This window comes from Corynebacterium sp. CCUG 71335, from assembly GCF_024454075.1.
Lineage (GTDB): Bacteria > Actinomycetota > Actinomycetes > Mycobacteriales > Mycobacteriaceae > Corynebacterium > Corynebacterium genitalium.
Genome location: NZ_JAGPYY010000002.1, coordinates 95788 through 112319 on the forward strand (window position 1 = coordinate 95788; position 16532 = coordinate 112319).

At 64.0% G+C, this 16532-nt stretch carries 13 protein-coding genes and 3 pseudogenes; 9 read left to right on the forward strand and 7 right to left on the reverse strand.

The annotated features are described in order from the left end of the window. Positions 1 to 81: 81 nt before the first annotated feature. From KBX19_RS01990 to KBX19_RS02005, 4 genes are all read right to left on the reverse strand, one after another. Positions 82 to 2316 (reverse strand): copper-translocating P-type ATPase, encoded by a 2235-nt coding sequence (locus KBX19_RS01990; RefSeq protein WP_255994683.1) that lies wholly within the window; start codon positions 2314 to 2316, stop codon positions 82 to 84. 51 nt (positions 2317 to 2367) lie between these two features. Then, positions 2368 to 2694 carry a heavy-metal-associated domain-containing protein gene (locus tag KBX19_RS01995; RefSeq protein WP_255994682.1) on the reverse strand — a complete coding sequence of 109 codons (327 nt, stop codon included), beginning with the start codon at positions 2692 to 2694 and terminating at the stop codon, positions 2368 to 2370. Between the two features lie 109 nt (positions 2695 to 2803). After that, positions 2804 to 3931, reverse strand: a complete 1128-nt coding sequence (locus tag KBX19_RS02000; RefSeq protein ID WP_255994681.1) for a cell wall metabolism sensor histidine kinase WalK — start codon at positions 3929 to 3931, stop codon at positions 2804 to 2806. Further along, positions 3928 to 4650 (reverse strand): response regulator transcription factor, encoded by a 723-nt coding sequence (locus tag KBX19_RS02005; protein ID WP_255994680.1) that lies wholly within the window; start codon positions 4648 to 4650, stop codon positions 3928 to 3930. The genes KBX19_RS02000 and KBX19_RS02005 overlap by 4 nt, the downstream gene beginning before the upstream one ends. A 404-nt stretch (positions 4651 to 5054) precedes the next feature. On the opposite strand from KBX19_RS02005, the gene KBX19_RS02010 reads away from it, so the two are divergent. From KBX19_RS02010 to lnt, 5 genes and pseudogenes are all read left to right on the forward strand, one after another. Continuing rightward, positions 5055 to 5630, forward strand: coding sequence for a CueP family metal-binding protein (locus KBX19_RS02010; RefSeq protein WP_255994679.1), 576 nt, complete (start codon positions 5055 to 5057; stop codon positions 5628 to 5630). Between the two features lie 71 nt (positions 5631 to 5701). Continuing rightward, on the forward strand, positions 5702 to 7237 hold the full coding sequence (locus tag KBX19_RS02015) for a multicopper oxidase family protein (protein WP_255997220.1): 1536 nt from the start codon (positions 5702 to 5704) through the stop codon (positions 7235 to 7237). Positions 7238 to 7386: 149 nt separating this feature from the next. Then, positions 7387 to 7719 (forward strand): annotated as a pseudogene (locus KBX19_RS02020) (TlpA family protein disulfide reductase); the annotation flags it as partial. Positions 7720 to 7752: 33 nt separating this feature from the next. Next, positions 7753 to 8133 (forward strand): annotated as a pseudogene (gene ccsA, locus KBX19_RS02025) (cytochrome c biogenesis protein CcsA); the annotation flags it as partial. A gap of 156 nt (positions 8134 to 8289) precedes the next feature. Beyond that, positions 8290 to 9831, forward strand: coding sequence for an apolipoprotein N-acyltransferase (gene lnt / locus KBX19_RS02030; protein WP_255997221.1), 1542 nt, complete (start codon positions 8290 to 8292; stop codon positions 9829 to 9831). Positions 9832 to 10061: 230 nt separating this feature from the next. Here lnt and KBX19_RS02035 read toward each other — a convergent pair whose 3' ends face one another. Further along, on the reverse strand, positions 10062 to 10814 hold the full coding sequence (locus tag KBX19_RS02035; protein ID WP_255997283.1) for a M23 family metallopeptidase: 753 nt from the start codon (positions 10812 to 10814) through the stop codon (positions 10062 to 10064). 119 nt (positions 10815 to 10933) lie between these two features. Between KBX19_RS02035 and KBX19_RS02040 the strand changes: the two genes are divergently transcribed. Continuing rightward, on the forward strand, positions 10934 to 11248 hold the full coding sequence (locus KBX19_RS02040) for a hypothetical protein (RefSeq protein WP_255994676.1): 315 nt from the start codon (positions 10934 to 10936) through the stop codon (positions 11246 to 11248). A 546-nt stretch (positions 11249 to 11794) separates the two neighbouring features. On the opposite strand, the gene KBX19_RS02045 is transcribed toward KBX19_RS02040, so the two are convergent. After that, positions 11795 to 12046, reverse strand: coding sequence for a type II toxin-antitoxin system prevent-host-death family antitoxin (locus tag KBX19_RS02045; RefSeq protein ID WP_006840758.1), 252 nt, complete (start codon positions 12044 to 12046; stop codon positions 11795 to 11797). 186 nt (positions 12047 to 12232) lie between these two features. On the opposite strand from KBX19_RS02045, the gene KBX19_RS02050 reads away from it, so the two are divergent. From KBX19_RS02050 to KBX19_RS02060, 3 genes are all read left to right on the forward strand, one after another. After that, positions 12233 to 12442 (forward strand): heavy-metal-associated domain-containing protein, encoded by a 210-nt coding sequence (locus KBX19_RS02050; protein WP_255994675.1) that lies wholly within the window; start codon positions 12233 to 12235, stop codon positions 12440 to 12442. Positions 12443 to 12612: 170 nt separating this feature from the next. Then, entirely contained in the window at positions 12613 to 14949 is a 2337-nt protein-coding gene (locus tag KBX19_RS02055; protein ID WP_255994674.1) for a cation-translocating P-type ATPase, read from the forward strand. 366 nt (positions 14950 to 15315) lie between these two features. Further along, positions 15316 to 15582, forward strand: coding sequence for a metal-sensitive transcriptional regulator (locus tag KBX19_RS02060; protein ID WP_076599716.1), 267 nt, complete (start codon positions 15316 to 15318; stop codon positions 15580 to 15582). A 273-nt stretch (positions 15583 to 15855) separates the two neighbouring features. On the opposite strand, the pseudogene KBX19_RS02065 reads toward KBX19_RS02060, so the two are convergent. Beyond that, a pseudogene (locus KBX19_RS02065) lies at positions 15856 to 16320 on the reverse strand (IS6 family transposase); the annotation flags it as partial. Positions 16321 to 16532: the final 212 nt, after the last annotated feature.

Below are 16532 nucleotides of genomic sequence, written 5' to 3' on the forward strand. Positions count from 1 at the left end.
ACGTGCCGGACACATGACGTTGCAAGCATATACAAAAGGAGAAACCCGCTGTTAATTTAACAGCGGGTCAACCTCGAAGGGTTAGCGACCGTTGGTCACGGGAGAGGCGGACCTGGCAGGGGCCTCCTGTCGATCGGTGGGGGCTAGGTGGGCCGGGTCCAGATTGATCCGGCGGAGCAACTGGGCGTTGAGCGCCACCACAATCGTCGACAGGGACATCAACACTGCACCCGCCGCCGGGGAGAGCACCACCCCGATGGGGGCGAGCACGCCGGCGGCCAGCGGCACGGCGAGGATGTTGTAGCCAGAGGCCCAGATGAGGTTCTGGATCATCTTGCGGTAGCTGGCCTGCGAGAGCTCAATCATCGACAGCACTGCCCGCGGGTCATCACTGGCCAGAACCACTCCGGCGGATTCCATCGCCACATCCGTGCCGGCCCCGATGGCGATACCGACCTCCGCGCGGGTCAGAGCGGGGGCGTCGTTGACACCGTCGCCGACCATGGCCACGCTCAGGCCACGCTCCTGTAACTGGGTGACCTTGGTGTCCTTGTCCTGGGGCAGGACCTCGGCGAAGACCTCATCGATCCCCAGGTCCTGGCCAACCGCCTGGGCCACCTGCTGCGCGTCGCCGGTGATCATCGCGACCTTGACCCCGCGGTCCTGCAGGGCTTTCACGGCGGCGCGGGATTCGGGGCGGACCGTATCCTCGACGGCCAGGGCACCGATGATCTGTCCGTCCTGGACCACGTGGAGGACTCCGGCCCCGCGTTGAGTCCACTCCCCAGTCTGCTCTTCGAGCACACCGGGGTTGGTCAGGTTGAATTCGCGGAGCATGTTCGGCCCGCCGACGAGGATCTCGGAGCCATCAACGGTGGCGCGCACGCCCCGGCCGGAGGCCGCGGTAAAACCGGTGCCGCGCAGCACCATTCGTGAGGCCTCGGGGTGCTCACCCGCGGCGGTAACAATGGCGCGTGCGACGGGGTGCTCGCTGTCAGCCTCGGCCGCCGCCGCAATAGCCAGCAGCTCGCCCTCGGTGATGCCCTCGACAGCTGCGACACCGGTGACACCGTGGGCACCCTCAGTCAGGGTGCCGGTCTTGTCGAACAGGACCACATCGACGGTGCGCATCCGCTCCAGTGCCATCCGATCCTTGATCAACACCCCGGACTTGGCCGCCCGCTCGGTGGAGATCGCAATCACCAACGGAATCGCCAATCCCAGGGCGTGCGGACAAGCGATGACCAGCACCGTGACCGTGCGCACCACGGCATCGTCCGGACTGCCGATGATGGTCCACACCACCGCGGTGATCAGAGCGGAGATCAGCGCGAACCAGAACAACAACGCCGCCGCCCGATCCGCCAGGGCCTGGGCCCGGGAGGAGGACTCCTGGGCGTCGGCAACCATGCGTTGGATCCCGGCCAGAGCGGTGTCCCCGCCGGTAGCCTCCACCCGGATGCGGACGGTGTTGTCGGTGGCCACGGTACCGGCGACCACCTTGTCACCGGTGTCGCGGAAGACAGGTCGGGATTCGCCGGTGATCATCGCCTCGTCGAATTCAGCCGCTCCGTCGATGATCGTGCCATCCGCCGGTACCCGGGCCCCGGCCCTCACCAGCACCACGTCATCGACGCTGAGCTCCGAAATGGCCACGGTGCGGGTGGTCCCGTCGATGACTTTCTCGGCCTCATCCGGCAGCAGGGCAGCCAGCGCGTCAAGCGCGGAGGACGCGGCCCCGAGAGCGCGCATCTCCAGCCAGTGGCCCAGCAGCATGATGGTCACCAGCAGGGCCAGCTCCCACCAGAAGTCCAGGTCAAAACCGCCCAGCCCCAGAGTGGTGACCCAGGAGGCGACAAACGCCACGGTGATGGCCATGGCGATCAGGAGCATCATCCCGGGTTTGCGGGATTTCAGTTCTTTCCATCCGCCTTTGAGGAAAGGCGTTCCGCCGTAGACAAAAATGACGGTGCCGAGAACCGGGGGAATCCAGGATGAGCCCGGGAATTCGGGGAGGTGGTAGCCGAGCAGTTCAGCGACCATCGGGCTGAAAATAACGACGGGAATGGACAGAATCAGCGACCACCAGAAACGCTGCCTGAACATCGCCGTGCTATGGCCGGCGTGTTCGCCGTGACCATGAACGTGGTGGTCTTCGTCCAGGGCGGAGTGCGGGTGATCGTGGGGCATCGCCTGGCCGTGGGTGTCGGCATCTGCGTGGTGTTCGTGGCTGGCATGATCCGGGTGGTGGGTGTGGTCTGTTTCCGGAGTGGGGTGATCACCATGGTGATCGCCGGAATGGTGGAGAGTGCTCATGGCGTTCCTTCCGCTCAACCCGGTCGGGGTCGAGATGATGGGTAAAACTGATCAGGATAAGACGGTGTAGCCGGCCTCCTCGATGGCCCGGCGAACCATCTCCGGAGGTACGACACCGGTGACCGTGACGGTGGAAACACCACCAGCAGCGAGATCAATCTGGACGTCGTCGACCTGGGGGAGGGCCTGAAGGGCCTGGGTCACGCTTTTCGCGCAGTGCCCGCAGGTCAGGCCGGTGACATAGTAGCTAGGGGAGGCCCCTCCTGCTGAGGAATCGCTGGCGGCAGGGGTGGAGGCGGTGTCGGCACGTGAGGCAGGTCCGCAACAGCTGCAGCCGTGGGAGACCATCGGCAAGAGGCGGGGCGGCGAGGTGATCATGGGAAAGCTCCTACGGGTCGGTGGGATGCGGTAACGCTCGCTAGCATATACCCCCCCGGGGTACATTTTCAAGGGGTGGAGGGCACGGCCCTCACGGGGCAGGGTGTGGTCACCGAGCAGCCTCCTCACTGTCGGGAGGGGACAGCGGGAGGCGGAGGGTGAACACCGCTCCGTGACCGGCTCCGGGTGAGGTGGCGGTTAAGGTGCCGCCGTGAGCTTCGATCAGAGCACGGGAGATGGTCAGGCCGATGCCGGCCCCACCCTTGTCCCGGCTCCGGGCGGCATCCCCCCGGTAGAAGCGTTCGAAGATGTGCTCGAGCTGGTCGGGCGGGATGCCGTCGCCGGTGTCGGTGATATCAATGAGCGTGGCGGAAGCCCCCTGTTGGCGGACGATGACCTGGACCCGTCCACCGGTTGGGGTGTGCCGCAGGGCGTTGGACAGCAGGTTGCCCATCACCTGGCCGAAGCGTTGCCGGTCCACCATTACCCGGGCGGTGTCGTGGCCAGCCTCGATGTGTAGACCGACGCCTTTGTCGGCGTAGGCTTCCCCCGCGGCGGCGGCCGCGACGTGGAGCAGTTCATCGAGTCCTTCCTCGGCTAGGTCCAGATCAATGCGGTCTTCCTGGGCCCGGGAGACATCGTCGATATCCTCGATCAGCCGGGTCAAGCGGGTGAGTTGGTCGGACATGATCCGGTGGGTGGACAGGTCCCAGTCCACGACACCGTCCTGGAGGCCATCGAAGTAGACCGCGAGGACCGACAAGGGGGTGCCCATTTCGTGGGCCAGGTCCGAGAGCATTTGGCGGCGGACCTGTTCGGTGTGTTCCATCCGATTAGCCATGGTGTTGAAGGCTTGTGCCAGCGTGCTCACCTCCGGGCCGGCGTTCCCCGCGGGGACGCGTACCCGGTAGTTGCCACCGGCGACGGAGGCGGCCGCGCGCGTCAGGCCCTGCAGGGGAGTGCGCAGCCGACGAGACAACCACAGGCTGGCCAGTAGGGTGCTGATCAATGCGGTGGGCAGGGCCACGGCCAGGGTGATCAGGTTGGCGTCCCGGTAGGCCTGCTCGGCGTGAAACAACTCCAGCGAGGGATCTTCCCGGCCGATCATCAGCATATGGTCGTGGAACAGGGCCGGGCCTACGATTGTGGCTACGGTCGCGGCCACCAACAGGCTGATCACCACGACCGCCACCTGGGCGGCCAGGAAGCGGAAGGTCAGGCCGGGTCCGTGCTTCATGGTTGCCCCACCCGGTAGCCCACTCCACGCACGGTTTCGATGAAGCCCCGCCCCCGGGTATCGGTGCCGAGCTTGCGGCGCAGGTTGCCGATGTGGACATCGACGATGCGCTCGTCCCCCACCCAGGTGGTGTCCCAGACCTCGGTGACCAGGTCGTGGCGGGTGAGCACCTGGCCTGGGCGCAGGGCCAGGGTGACCAGCAGCTCGAACTCCGTGCGGGTGAGATCCACGACCACCTCCCCCACCTGCACCTTGTGGGCGGCGGGGTCAATGGTGAGCTCACCGACGACAAACGGGGCGGTAACCTGCGGCGGGATGGTGCTGGTGCGGGGGCGGCGTAGCACCGCATGCACCCGGGTCACCAGTTCCCGGATGCCGAAGGGTTTGGTGATGTAGTCATCGGCCCCCAGGGTCAAACCGGTGATCTTGTCGTCCTCGGTGCCGCGGGCGGTGAGCATGAGAATGTAGCAGTCCGAGAAGGTGCGGATCCGTCCGCACACCTCTAGACCGTCGAGTTCGGGCAGACCCAGATCCAACACAACAACATCGGGGGAAAAGCGACGGGCCTCGTCCACGGCCTGAGTTCCCGTGTAGGCCTGACGAGCCTCGAAGCCTGCCCGGATGAGGTAGGTGGCCACCATCTGGGCCAGGGGTTGTTCATCGTCGACCACCAGCACCCGCCCCGGGGGCGTGGCGATGGTCAGTGCGCGGTCATCCATAGGATCCAGTATGGTCCCGGCCAGGGGTGATGCCATCCTCGCTCGGTGCTCGCCGAGGACATCTTCATTAAATCTTCAAAAACAACCCCTGGATCGCTCTCGTTTCTGTGTCCCCTCACAGACCAAGAATGTTGCCTTCACCGGTGGGGGAAGCAGGTGCTACCAGGGGTTGGGCGCCCCGCGCCAGATACCGGGGGCGGGGTAGCAGGACAGCAACCCGTGGTGGGGCGGGCCAGTTCAGGTGTGACCCAGCCCACCGATCGCGCCCCCTTTTCACCGTATTTCAAGGCTGCGAGCAGGGTTTTTGGTTTTCCGGCCGGCCGGCGGACGTGCTAGAGAAAGATGAAGCACCGACGCATAAGCGGTGCCCTATCACGGTCTAACCACGACCCAAGGAGATTGACGTGAAACGAGCAGCGATCGCAGCCGCCGCCCTCGCCCTGACCCTCACCGGATGCTCAGCCCCCGACTCGGAGCCCGCTGTCACCGCGGAAGTGAGCCAGGATAAGTTCTTGACCGCCCACGGTCTGGCCGCCATGGACGCGGTGGAGATCATTGATCACCTCGACCGGCAGAAGGTCACTGAGCGTCCTACGGATCTGATCGCCTCAGTGCGTGCCAATGAACTGCTGCTCTCGGATGAGAACCAGGAGGTGGCTCTCGACCTGCCCCAGGACCTGACCTACGTCTCGATTGCCCCATATGTGACCCAGACCCATGACTGCTTTTACCACAGTCTGACCACCTGCCTGGGTGAACTGCGCAATGCGCCCGTCCAGGTCACGGTCACCGATGAGACCACCGGGGAGGTCCTGATCGACGAGCAAACCACCACGTTCGACAACGGGTTTATTGGCTTCTGGCTTCCCGATGATGCCACCGGCCTGATTGAGGTCAGCTACCAGGGGCGTACCGGCACCACGGAGTTTTCCACCACCGCTGACGGCGCAACGTGTGTCACAGACCTGCGCCTGACGTGATGGCTCAGCAGGGTCCTCACCTGCGCCTGTCTCCCGTATCACTGAAATCTTACACCATGGAAGGTTAAATCATGACGAACGCGTTTTCCCGACGACAGTTTCTGCTCGGCGGGCTCGTCCTCGCCGGCACCGGGGCCCTGGTCGCCTGCGGACAGGGCAACAGCACCTCGGCCCCTGCCGCGTCCTCCTCGTCGTCATCCTCCTACCCGACTCCCCCGAATCTTCCCGCGCCTTCCGTCCGCAAGACGCTGACCGCGCGGCCCATGTCGATCGATATCGGCGGCATCGAAGCCAAGACGTGGGGATATGTCTCTGACACCGGGGATGCGGCCATTGAGGCCACCGCCGGCGACGTCCTCCAGGTCGATATCACCAATGAACTGCCTGAGAGCACCTCCATCCACTGGCATGGCATCGCACTCCACAACGCAGCCGACGGTGTGCCCGGCATGACCCAGCCTCCCATTGAGCCTGGTCAGTCGTTTTCCTATGTGTTCGAAACCCCCCATGGAGGAACCTACTTCTACCACTCCCACAGCGGCCTACAACTCGACCGGGGTCTGCACGCCCCTCTGATCGTCCGCGACCCGGACGACGCAGAGGATCAGGACGTCGAATGGACCATCGTGCTCGACGACTGGCTGGACGGCATCGACGGCAGCAGTCCCGAAGATCAGCTGACCATGTTGACGGGGATGGACATGGGCGGACACGGAAACATGGACATGGGTGGCCACGGCGGGATGGATATGGGTGGCCACGGCGGGATGGATATGGGTGGTGAGGGGGGCATGATGGCCCACGGCACGCCCGATCTGGCTCTGGGTGGAGATGCCGGTGATGTCATGTATCCGCACTACCTCATCAACGGACGCATTCCCCGGGCGCACCGAACGTTTAATGCCCGACCGGGGGATAAAGCCCGCCTGAGGTTCATCAACGCGGGCGCTGACACCATCTTCAAGGTGGCTCTCGGTGGCCACCGTATGACCGTCACCCACACCGACGGCTTCCCTGTCCAGCCCTGGGAGACCGAATCGATCTACCTGTCGATGGGCGAGCGTGTCGACGTCGAGGTCATCCTCGGCGACGGCATCTTCCCGCTCACGGCTTTGGCGGTGGGTAAGGACGACCGCGCCTTCGCCGTCATCCGCACCGCCGGCGGCCAGGCCCCCCGCCCCGATGTCGACTTCCCCGAGTTGTCGTCCACCGGACTGCTTCTGTCCTCCCTGAAGCCAGCAGACCGTGCACTCCTGCCCGAGGGCACACCAGACCGAGAAGTCAGCATCGACCTGGGCGGGCAGATGATGCCGTATGAATGGAGCATTCTCACCGACGGCCAATCCTCCTCCGCGACCGTGCAGGAGGGCCAGCGCCTGCGGATGGTCATGCGCAACAGGACCATGATGCCCCACCCCATGCACATCCACGGACACACGTGGGCGCTGCCCGGCAGCGGCGGGCTACGCAAGGACACCGTCCTTCTCCGCCACGGTGAAACCATGATCGCCGACCTGATCGCTGACAACCCCGGTGAGTGGGCATTTCACTGCCATAACGCCTATCACTTGGAAACCGGGATGATGAGTTCCCTGCGGTACGCCTAACCCCACAGCATGGTCGGTCGCTGGGGTGAGCTGGGTCGCTGCAGACCACCCACCGGGCAGCACGATGACCTTCCTCGGTGTTGTGGTCTTCCGGGACAACCAGAACACCGTCTTCTTCCCCACCGCCCCGGAATAAGGAGATCTAATCCATGCCGAGCACACCCCGCAGAGCCGCCATCGCGGTTGCCGCGGTGCTCACCGCCGTGACCCTGACGGCCTGTTCCTCAGGCGACGGCGCCCGAAACGCCGTCGCCGTCGGGGGCACCTTCCAGTTCCACTCACCAGGAGGCCAAACCGAGATTATCTACGCAAAGGAGGAACGTGCCCCGCTGCCGGACTTCTCCGGCCCGTCGCTGATGGAGGAGGGTGAGGAGATCAGCCTGTCTGATTTTGACGGCGAGGTCGTCGTCCTCAACGCTTGGGACCAGTGGTGTGCACCGTGTCGGGCGGAAGTCGATGACCTGCAGCTTGTCCACGCAGATCATGGAGATGTACTCGTACATATTTCCCAGCGGCTGCGCATCTGGCAGCCGAAGGGTGCGGAGCGTGGCTTCTTCGGTGCTGTGGCCAAGCCGCTGCCGAGTGCGAAAAAGCTTGACGCCCTGGCCTACAAGTCCGCCATCATTACGTTGCCCGTACTGGGGTTGGGCATTGTTCTGGGTGCGATCTGGGCGGAGGCCTCGTGGGGCCGGTTTTGAGGATGGGATCCGAAGGAGACCGCATCCTTTATCTCCTGGGTGCTCTATGCCGCCTACCTGCATGCCCGTGCCACGGCCGGGTGGCTCGATCACAAGGCCGCGTGGATCAATATCCTGGCCCCGGCCACGATAATCTTCAACCTGTTGTTCATCAACCTGGTCGTCTCCGGCCTGCACTCCTACGCCGGCCTGAACTAAATCCGGATTCGTCAACGCTTTGCCGGACCCCCAGATCCACTGGGAAAGTACTGAAAGTTGCTGTCACATGACTCGAAGGATTGGGCATATATTCACAACTGAGCAACAACCCGAAAAAGGCCGTGATCTCCGATGAAGGCTAGTACTGCAGCAGACGTGACAGTCTCACGTCTTTCCCGGGGGATAGCCGGCGATAACTGGCGCAGATTGGCCGGTCCCACCGCGCTCATGATGGGAGCTGCGGTGGTCTGGTGGCTGGCGCTGCCGCCACGCGGTTGGTGGGTGCTGTTCCCGGTGGGCGTGACTATGTTCATGCTGGCTTTGGCAGGTCAACCACTACGTAACCGTTTGTGGCTCGGTGGGTTGGGCGGGGTGGCGCACTACGCTCTTGCTCTGCGCTGGCTCACCGACTTCAACACTGCCGGATACGCTGCTGTTGTTGCCGTTCAGGCGCTACTGTTAATGCTGGTTGCCGCGGTATCGCCTAACGAGGCGGCTTTTCGCAGCCGCTGGTCGGGCTGGTGGCTGCTCACCCCTGCTGCCCTGGTGTTATTGGAGGCTGTGCAGCACCGGTTCCCGTTCGGCGGTTTCCCGCTGTCCGCTTTCGGATACAGCCAGACCGATGGTCCTTTCATGGCGGCAGCGCCCCTGGGTGGGACTCTCCTGGTGACCGCGTTGGCCGCAGTTGCGGGGGCCGTTGTTACCGCTGTCATCTTCGGGCCGAGACGAGCCCGTGCAGCATCCGTGGTCGCAGCGGTCGTGGTACTCGCGGTACCGGCGTTCGCGCCAACGATCGTAAATGATACGGCAGAAGGCAGCCTTGACGTCGTGCTCGTGCAGGGTGGAGGCCCCCGCGGGCTTCGCGCGGTCAATACCGATCCGTTTGATACGACCCGCCGGCACCTACAGGCTGCCGAAGATATCACCGGGGACCCTGATCTGGTTCTGCTGCCCGAAAACGTCGTCAATATCGACGGCTCAATCGACGGGACGCGCGTTGATGCAGCTTTCGCTGAACTGGCCAGGCAACTCGACACGAACATCGTCGTCGGAATTACCGAATCCGAGGATCAACATTTCCGGAACGCATCCATAGTGTGGGGACCGGACGGGACCCGGTTAGGACGCTATGAGAAGCATCATCGTGTGCCGTTCGGCGAGTACATCCCTATGCGCAATCTGATTGAACGACTCAGCGAGGACGCACGGTTCATCCCCCGCGACGCCATTGTCGGAGAGGGACCGGCGGTGCTCGATCCCAGCGGGACACCACGATTGGGGATCGTCATTTCTTATGAGGTCTTCTTCGCCGACCGGGTCGCCGATGCCGTTCGCAATGGTGGGCAGCTACTCCTCGCACCGACCAACGCCGCGTCTTTTGTGACCGAGGAAGTACCTGCAATTGAAGTGGCCGCATCCCGGATGCGTGCCCGCGAGTTTGGCCGCACCGTTCTCCAGGCTGCCCCCACCGGATACTCCGCAGTTATCCAGCCCGACGGCACAGTCTCACAACTCAGTGGCCTGGGCACGAACGAACTGCTGACGGCAACCGTTCCCCTTCATACTGGTTTGACGCCGTATGCGCGCATGGGGGATACGCCCCTGTTGGTTCTCGCGATGCTGGCTCTTGCATGGCCTGCGGTTACCGGCTTCGTCAGCTGGCGCAGGAGAAGGCAGGTTACGGAAGTATCCCACTAAACGTGGATTACGGCACCTGCTCCTCGTTGGCGGGACGCTCGCCGCCCCCATATATGACGAGCACGGACTGCCTCCCCTGTGCCCCGGTCTGCCCTGCCTGGAGAAGCTATCAAGTCCGGGCTGTGTCGGCGATGAGTGAGAAGCGTCTCTGCGGTCTGAGGCGGGTGCCTCACGCCCAGTCACTGCCGCCGGTTCCGGTGTCGGGGCCGGTCCTGGTGAGTGCGGGAAGGTTAGAAGGTGACGCCGTGCTCGGCGAACCAGGGCAACGGGTCGACCGCCCCGCTGCCAGTCAGGTAAAGCTCGAAGTGCAGGTGAGAGCCGGTGGCAAACCCTCGGTTGCCCATGCCAGCGATCCTCTGACCAGCGGTGACGCGTTCCCCAACGGTCACGTCGAGAGTCTCCATATGACCGTAGACGGCAATCGAGCCATCATCGTGCTGGATGCGGATCCACTGCCCGAAACCGGAGGCCGGGCCGGAGTCGATGACAGTGCCGCCCATCGCCGCGAGGATCGGGGTACCCACGACGTTGGCGATGTCGATACCCGCGTGGAGGGTTCCCCAGTGCACGCCGGAACCGGAGGTGAAGGTGCCTTCAGCGGGCTTGACCACCGAGGGCGCGCGGGCAGCGCGCTCGTTCTCGGCCCGCTCGGCGTTGTACTGGATGGCCTTGTCCAGCTGCTCGTCGATGTTGGCGACCGGCTTGAATTCGGAGATCGCGAGAATCTGCGGTGCGGCCTGCGTCCCACTCGAGGACAGGGCCGTGTCGTTGGTGGCCAAATCCACCTCGACGGTGGCAGCCTCCGGGGAGACCGGAGCCTCGACCTCGGCCGGGGCTTGCAAGGCGGCGGCCGTGGCGCCACCGACGCCGGCGGATGAGACCGTGCCGGCGGCTACAGCCACGAGGGCGAGACGCCCCTTGGTCTGCGAGGTGGTGATCGTGCGGTGTTTTCCTCCGGATGACCGCGAAGCCTTCAGGCGCATGACTCGGTCGTGCTGGTACTGGTGTTTGGAGACGGCAACCATGGGCCCAGTCGCCATGGGTTGGGGATGCCGGCCGAGGGGGCGTTCCTGGTCCAGGAGCACCTCTAATGGCGAGAGTGATGACCCCACGAATACGCAAGGCCGCGCTGGTGGCACATGTGGTCTGCTCGGTCGGCTGGCTCGGGATGGTGCTCGCCTTTATCGCGATGGCGGTCATGGGGATAGTGAGCGCGGATGAGATGGCGGTCCGGGGGACGTATCGGGTGATGGAGCAGGTGGCGTGGTGGGCGCTCGTTCCCCTGGCGGTGGCCTCGCTGGTGACCGGAGTCCTTCAATCCCTGGGGACGACGTGGGGATTGTTCCGACACTACTGGGTGGTGTTCAAGCTGGGGCTCACTGTGGTGGCGACAGGTGTGTTGGTGCTGTACATGTAGACTTTCGAGTATCTTGCCCGGGTGGCGGCAGACCCGGGCGTGGGGCTGGAGGCCGTGCGGAATTTCTCCCCGGTCCTCCACTCCGTGGCAGCAGCCTTGGTATTGCTGGTGGCTACGGTGCTGGCGGTGTACAAGCCGCGGGGTCTGACCCGATACGGGCAACAAAAAGAGGCCCCGCTAGCAGCCTGATGCTGCGTGCCTCAGCTGTCCATTCCTTATTTGTTCAGGTTCGGTAGTCATGCGTCATGCGCAGGAACGCCAGGGACCGGCCTCATCCCACTCAACGATGCGAGTATGAGTGCCTGTCTTCCTTGGAACCGAGACGCTGATCAGCTCACCGTCATTGACGGCCGTGGACTACCCAGCTACAGCACTCCCCGTCGCCGCCCCGCAACTTTTCCACTCCGCCGAGACGGCGGAACGTGGGCCAGGGCGTCGATGGCGGTGGCAATCACTGCTGCCATTGCCGGGCCAGCGTGCGGAGGGCTGTCGCAGTTGAAAGCTTATCGATGATCAAATACCGCGGCACAGGTATGGACAGGCACGTCAGTCCAGTTCGAGGTCGGACGTGAACTCCTCGTGAGAGACACCGCCCGCCTCCTGGCGGGCAGCCGCTGCGGCACGGATATCCTCGCCATCCTCCAGCGCCTGAACCGCCCGGTCGTAGAAGTCCGGGGAGACCACCACCGCCCGGCGGCGGGGCCCGCGACTGAGGATGGTGACCGGTTCACGTTGGGCGGCATCAAGATAGTGGCTTTGTTCGCTGCGGAACTGACTGAGGGTGACCGTGATGCCCATACCCTTTAACGTACATTTTGTACAAGAAGTGCAGCAACGATCGCGGCCGTTCCGGAAGTCCTGCCCGCCGAACGGGACGCTTAGGGGCAGACACCTCCTTGACTGATACCCCCCATGGGTATAGGTTGAAGGTTGTTGGGACATCTCCACTCCTGCCCTTCAGGACATCAAGGAAAGGATCATCTGATGAGCGCCGTAACAAAGAAGTACATCATCGAAGGCATTACCTGCGGACACTGCAAGTCCTCCGTGGAGGAGGAGATCGGCGAGGTCGCCGGTGTGACCATGGTGGAGGCCACCGTGGATACCGGGCAGGTGACCGTCACGGGTGAAAACTTCACCGACGACGATGTTGTCGCCGCTGTCACGACAGCCGGTTACACCGTCAAGCCCTAATCCCGGGGCCCGGTCCCCGCCTCAGGTAGACACGGCCGGGCCAACCCTGTTGGATATGCCCATCAGGCCCAGCCATGCCGGTTCGATATCCCCGACGGTGCATCTGTGGGCGGGCCTTTTGGGACCTCGGAGATGCACCTCACCACTGTTTGCTGAAGGACTGATCACTGATGATTCAGACTCAACCGTCGGTTGACCTACTCCAGGTCGATCTGGGCGTCACCGGCATGACCTGTACGTCGTGCTCAGGGCGGGTGGAGCGCAAGCTCAACAAGCTCGATGGCGTGGAGGCCACCGTCAACTTCGCCACCGAATCCGCCTCCGTCAGTTACGACCCCACCAAAGTCGACGCCGATCGGCTGATCGAAACCGTGCGGGGTGCCGGGTACGACGCGTTCACCATGGGGGATCAACACGCCTCCGCCGTGGACAGCGGCCCGGAGGAGGACACCGAGGTGGTCGGTGACCGCCACGAACAGGCCCGCGAGGCCGAGGCCACAGACCTGAAGTCGCGTCTGATCGGGTCGACGATCCTCTCCGTTCCGGTGGTCGCGATCTCGATGATCCCGTCCCTGCAGTTCATGAATTGGCAGTGGGCCCTGCTCGTCCTGTCCACCCTGATCTACTTCTACGGTGGCGCCCCGTTCCACCGGGCGACCTTAACCAACCTGCGTCACCGCTCGACCACGATGGACACGCTCGTGTCTCTGGGCACTACCGCTGCGTATCTGTGGTCGCTGTGGGCCTTGTTTTTCGGCAACGCCGGGCACCCCGGCATGGTCATCGAGATGAGCCTGCTGCCCCGCCATGACGGCATGGACCACATCTACCTCGAGACCATCGCCGTAGTCATCACCTTCCTGTTGCTCGGCCGGTGGTTTGAGGTCCGCGCCAAGGGCCAGTCCTCCGCGGCGCTGAAGTCCCTGCTGGACATGGGTGCGAAAGACGCCGCGGTGATCCGCGACGGTGAGGAAGTCCGCGTCCCGGTCTCCCAGCTGACAGTCGGTGACGTCTTCGTCGTCCGCCCGGGTGAGAAGATCGCCACCGACGGTCGTGTCATCGAGGGCACCTCGGCCATCGACGAGTCGATGCTGACCGGCGAGTCCGTTCCCGTCGAGGCCGCCCCTGGCACCCCGGTCACGGGCGCGACGATCAACACCTCCGGTCGACTGCTGGTCGAAGTCACCCGCACAGGTTCGGAGACCACGCTGTCCCAGATGGCCAAGCTGGTCACTGACGCCCAGGCGAAAAAAGCCCCGGTCCAGCGCCTGGTGGATAAGATTTCCTCGGTCTTCGTCCCGACGGTCATTGTCGTCTCCATCATCACCCTGATCGTCCACCTCGCCCTCGGCAGCGGGGCGAACTGGGCCTTTTCCGCCGCAGTCGCGGTGCTGATCATCGCTTGCCCATGCGCCCTGGGACTGGCCACCCCGACCGCCCTGCTGGTGGGCACCTCCCGGGGCGCGCAGCTGGGCTTGTTGATCAAGGGCCCGGAGGTCCTCGAATCCACCCGCCAGGTCGACACCATCGTCATGGACAAGACCGGCACCGTCACCTCCGGGGTCATGTCGGTCACCGGCGTCCACGCCGCCGACGGCTACACCAACAACGAGGTCCTCGCCTTGTCGGCGGCCGTCGAAGCAGGCTCCGAGCACCCCATCGCCAAGGCGATTGTCACCGAGGCCGAGCGCTCCGGGAACATCCAGGAGGCCACCGACTTCGACAGCACCGCCGGCCGGGGCGTCACGGCCACCGTCAAGGGTCACGTCGTCACCGTCGGCCGTCCCGCCGGCCAGCTGCCCCGTGACCTCACCACCGCCTTCGACCACGCACAGTCGCAGGGCGCGACCCCGGTGGCCGTCTACGTCGATGACCAGCCCGCCGGTGTGGTCGTGGTGCGCGATGCCATCAAAGACTCCTCAGCGGAAGCGGTCGCCCAGTTCCGCAGGCTGGGGTTGAGTCCGTACCTGCTCACCGGCGATAACGCGAAGGCCGCGGCCGCCGTCGCCCAAGAGGTGGGCATCGATGCGGCCAACGTGAGTGCCGAGGTCATGCCGCAGGACAAGGTCGCGGTCATCGAGAAGCTGCAACATGAGGGCAAGAAGGTCGCCATGGTCGGCGACGGCGTCAATGACGCGGCCGCCCTGGCCCAGGCCGATCTGGGTCTGGCCATGGGGGCGGGCACGGATGTGGCCATAGAGGCCTCCGATATCACCTTAATGAACAACGACCTGCGCTCCGCGGGCGATGCCATCCGTCTGTCACGTCGCACGCTGGGCACCATCAAGGGCAACCTGTTCTGGGCGTTCGCCTACAACGTCGTGCTGATCCCGGTCGCCGCGATCGGTTTCCTCAACCCGGGGTTGGCGGGCATTGCGATGGGCTTCTCCTCGGTGTTCGTGGTCTCCAACTCCCTCACGCTGCGTAGATTCAAGCCCTCCCACGACAACACCAGTTCCTCACCGCAGCCCGCTCGCCCCTCCGTGCGGCAGCCGGTCACCGCCTAATCCGCATCCTTTTCTAGCGATAAGGAACCCCGTGTCCTCCTCCTGCGGCTGAGTCCCTCCAATAACACTCAGACCTCCGTCCCCAAGTACCTGCTCCTGACCTCTCCCCCGGCCCCACCCGGCAGGCCCCTCCGGGCCGACAAACTGCCGACTACTTATCCGAATAACGCCACAGGGCGTGGGGACCATGAGGTCCTCACGCCTCATTCCATACCCTCGGGCTTTCCATCCTGATCGACCCGCAACTGACTCAGGACATACCTGCCCCCTTTTTTCAGCAAGGAGACCATTGTGGATACTCGCACCCCTGATCAGGCCGTTTCCTCCTCGGGTGGGGCCGACACCTGTCACACCACCCATGGCTACATCAACGACAAGGATCGCTATCTCGCCCGCCTCAAGCGCATCGAGGGCCAGGCCCGGGGCCTGCACAGCATGGTCGACGAGGAACAGTACTGCATCGACATCCTTACCCAGATCTCCGCGGTCAATGCTGCCCTACGCAGCGTTGCCCTGGGACTACTCGATGACCACATGAAACACTGCGTCCGTGACGCCGCCCAGTTAGGAGGAGAGGAGGCCGACGCGAAGTTCCAGGAAGTCACCGACGCTATCGCCCGTTTCGCCCGGTGACAGGCCGGGCCCCGACCACCACACCCCGTCGAGAACGACGGCCAGGCCACTCTGACCGCCCCTGTTGCCGGCTGGAGGCTGGGAGTCCTGCTGCTGGCGGCCGCATGATCGGGTTGATGGCCACTGTGGTGCTGCTGGTCGAAAAGATCGCGCCGCTGAACAACCTCGACCACATCCCCACCTGCAACATCAACCGGTGCTGTTGCAAAGTTGGGGGGAGAGCCGCAAAAACTCAGTTTCTCATTCCCTGATGGCCGCTGCGTGTGGGCGTTCTCAGGCCGTCTCGAAGACCCGGTTGACGATCACCGCGTCCGGGTTCGGTTGCCCGTAGGCAAACATCGTGCCTTGCCCTTTCCGCAATGAGTACATCGCCTCCATCCCTTTCAACGTCCGATATGCAGATGACCGGTTCTTAAACGCGCCTTTCGGCCCGAGGATCCGCTTCAGCCGACCATGGTCGCCTTCCAGGATGTTGTTGAGGTATTTCACCTGCCGGTGTTCCACTGTTGGCGGGCAGATTCCCTCTGACTTCAACTCGGCGATTGCCCTGGCTAGTGAGGGTGCTTTATCGGTGTTGATCACTCTGGGATACCCGGCTGACGCATTGGATCTGAGAGCCTTGGCCAGGAAACGCTTCGCTGCGGCCACGTTCCGCTTCGGAGAGAGGTAAAAGTCCAGGGTCTGGCCACCGGCGGTGATCGCCCGATAGAGATAACACCACTTTCCCCCGGCTCCAACCAATGAGACCAGGTCATCCCCGGTGACGATGACCGGTGCGGGATTTGGTGTGGGGCTCATTTCGCATCCTGATGGCTATGGCCGGTTCACCCGGCAGACAAGCGGGCCACGATGTACCGTCTTTGCCCACTCAAAGGACATCCGCCACGCCGTCTAGAGCGGCCGCCACCAAGGGAACATCCCCGTCACGGGCAGCCACCACCGGTGGGATG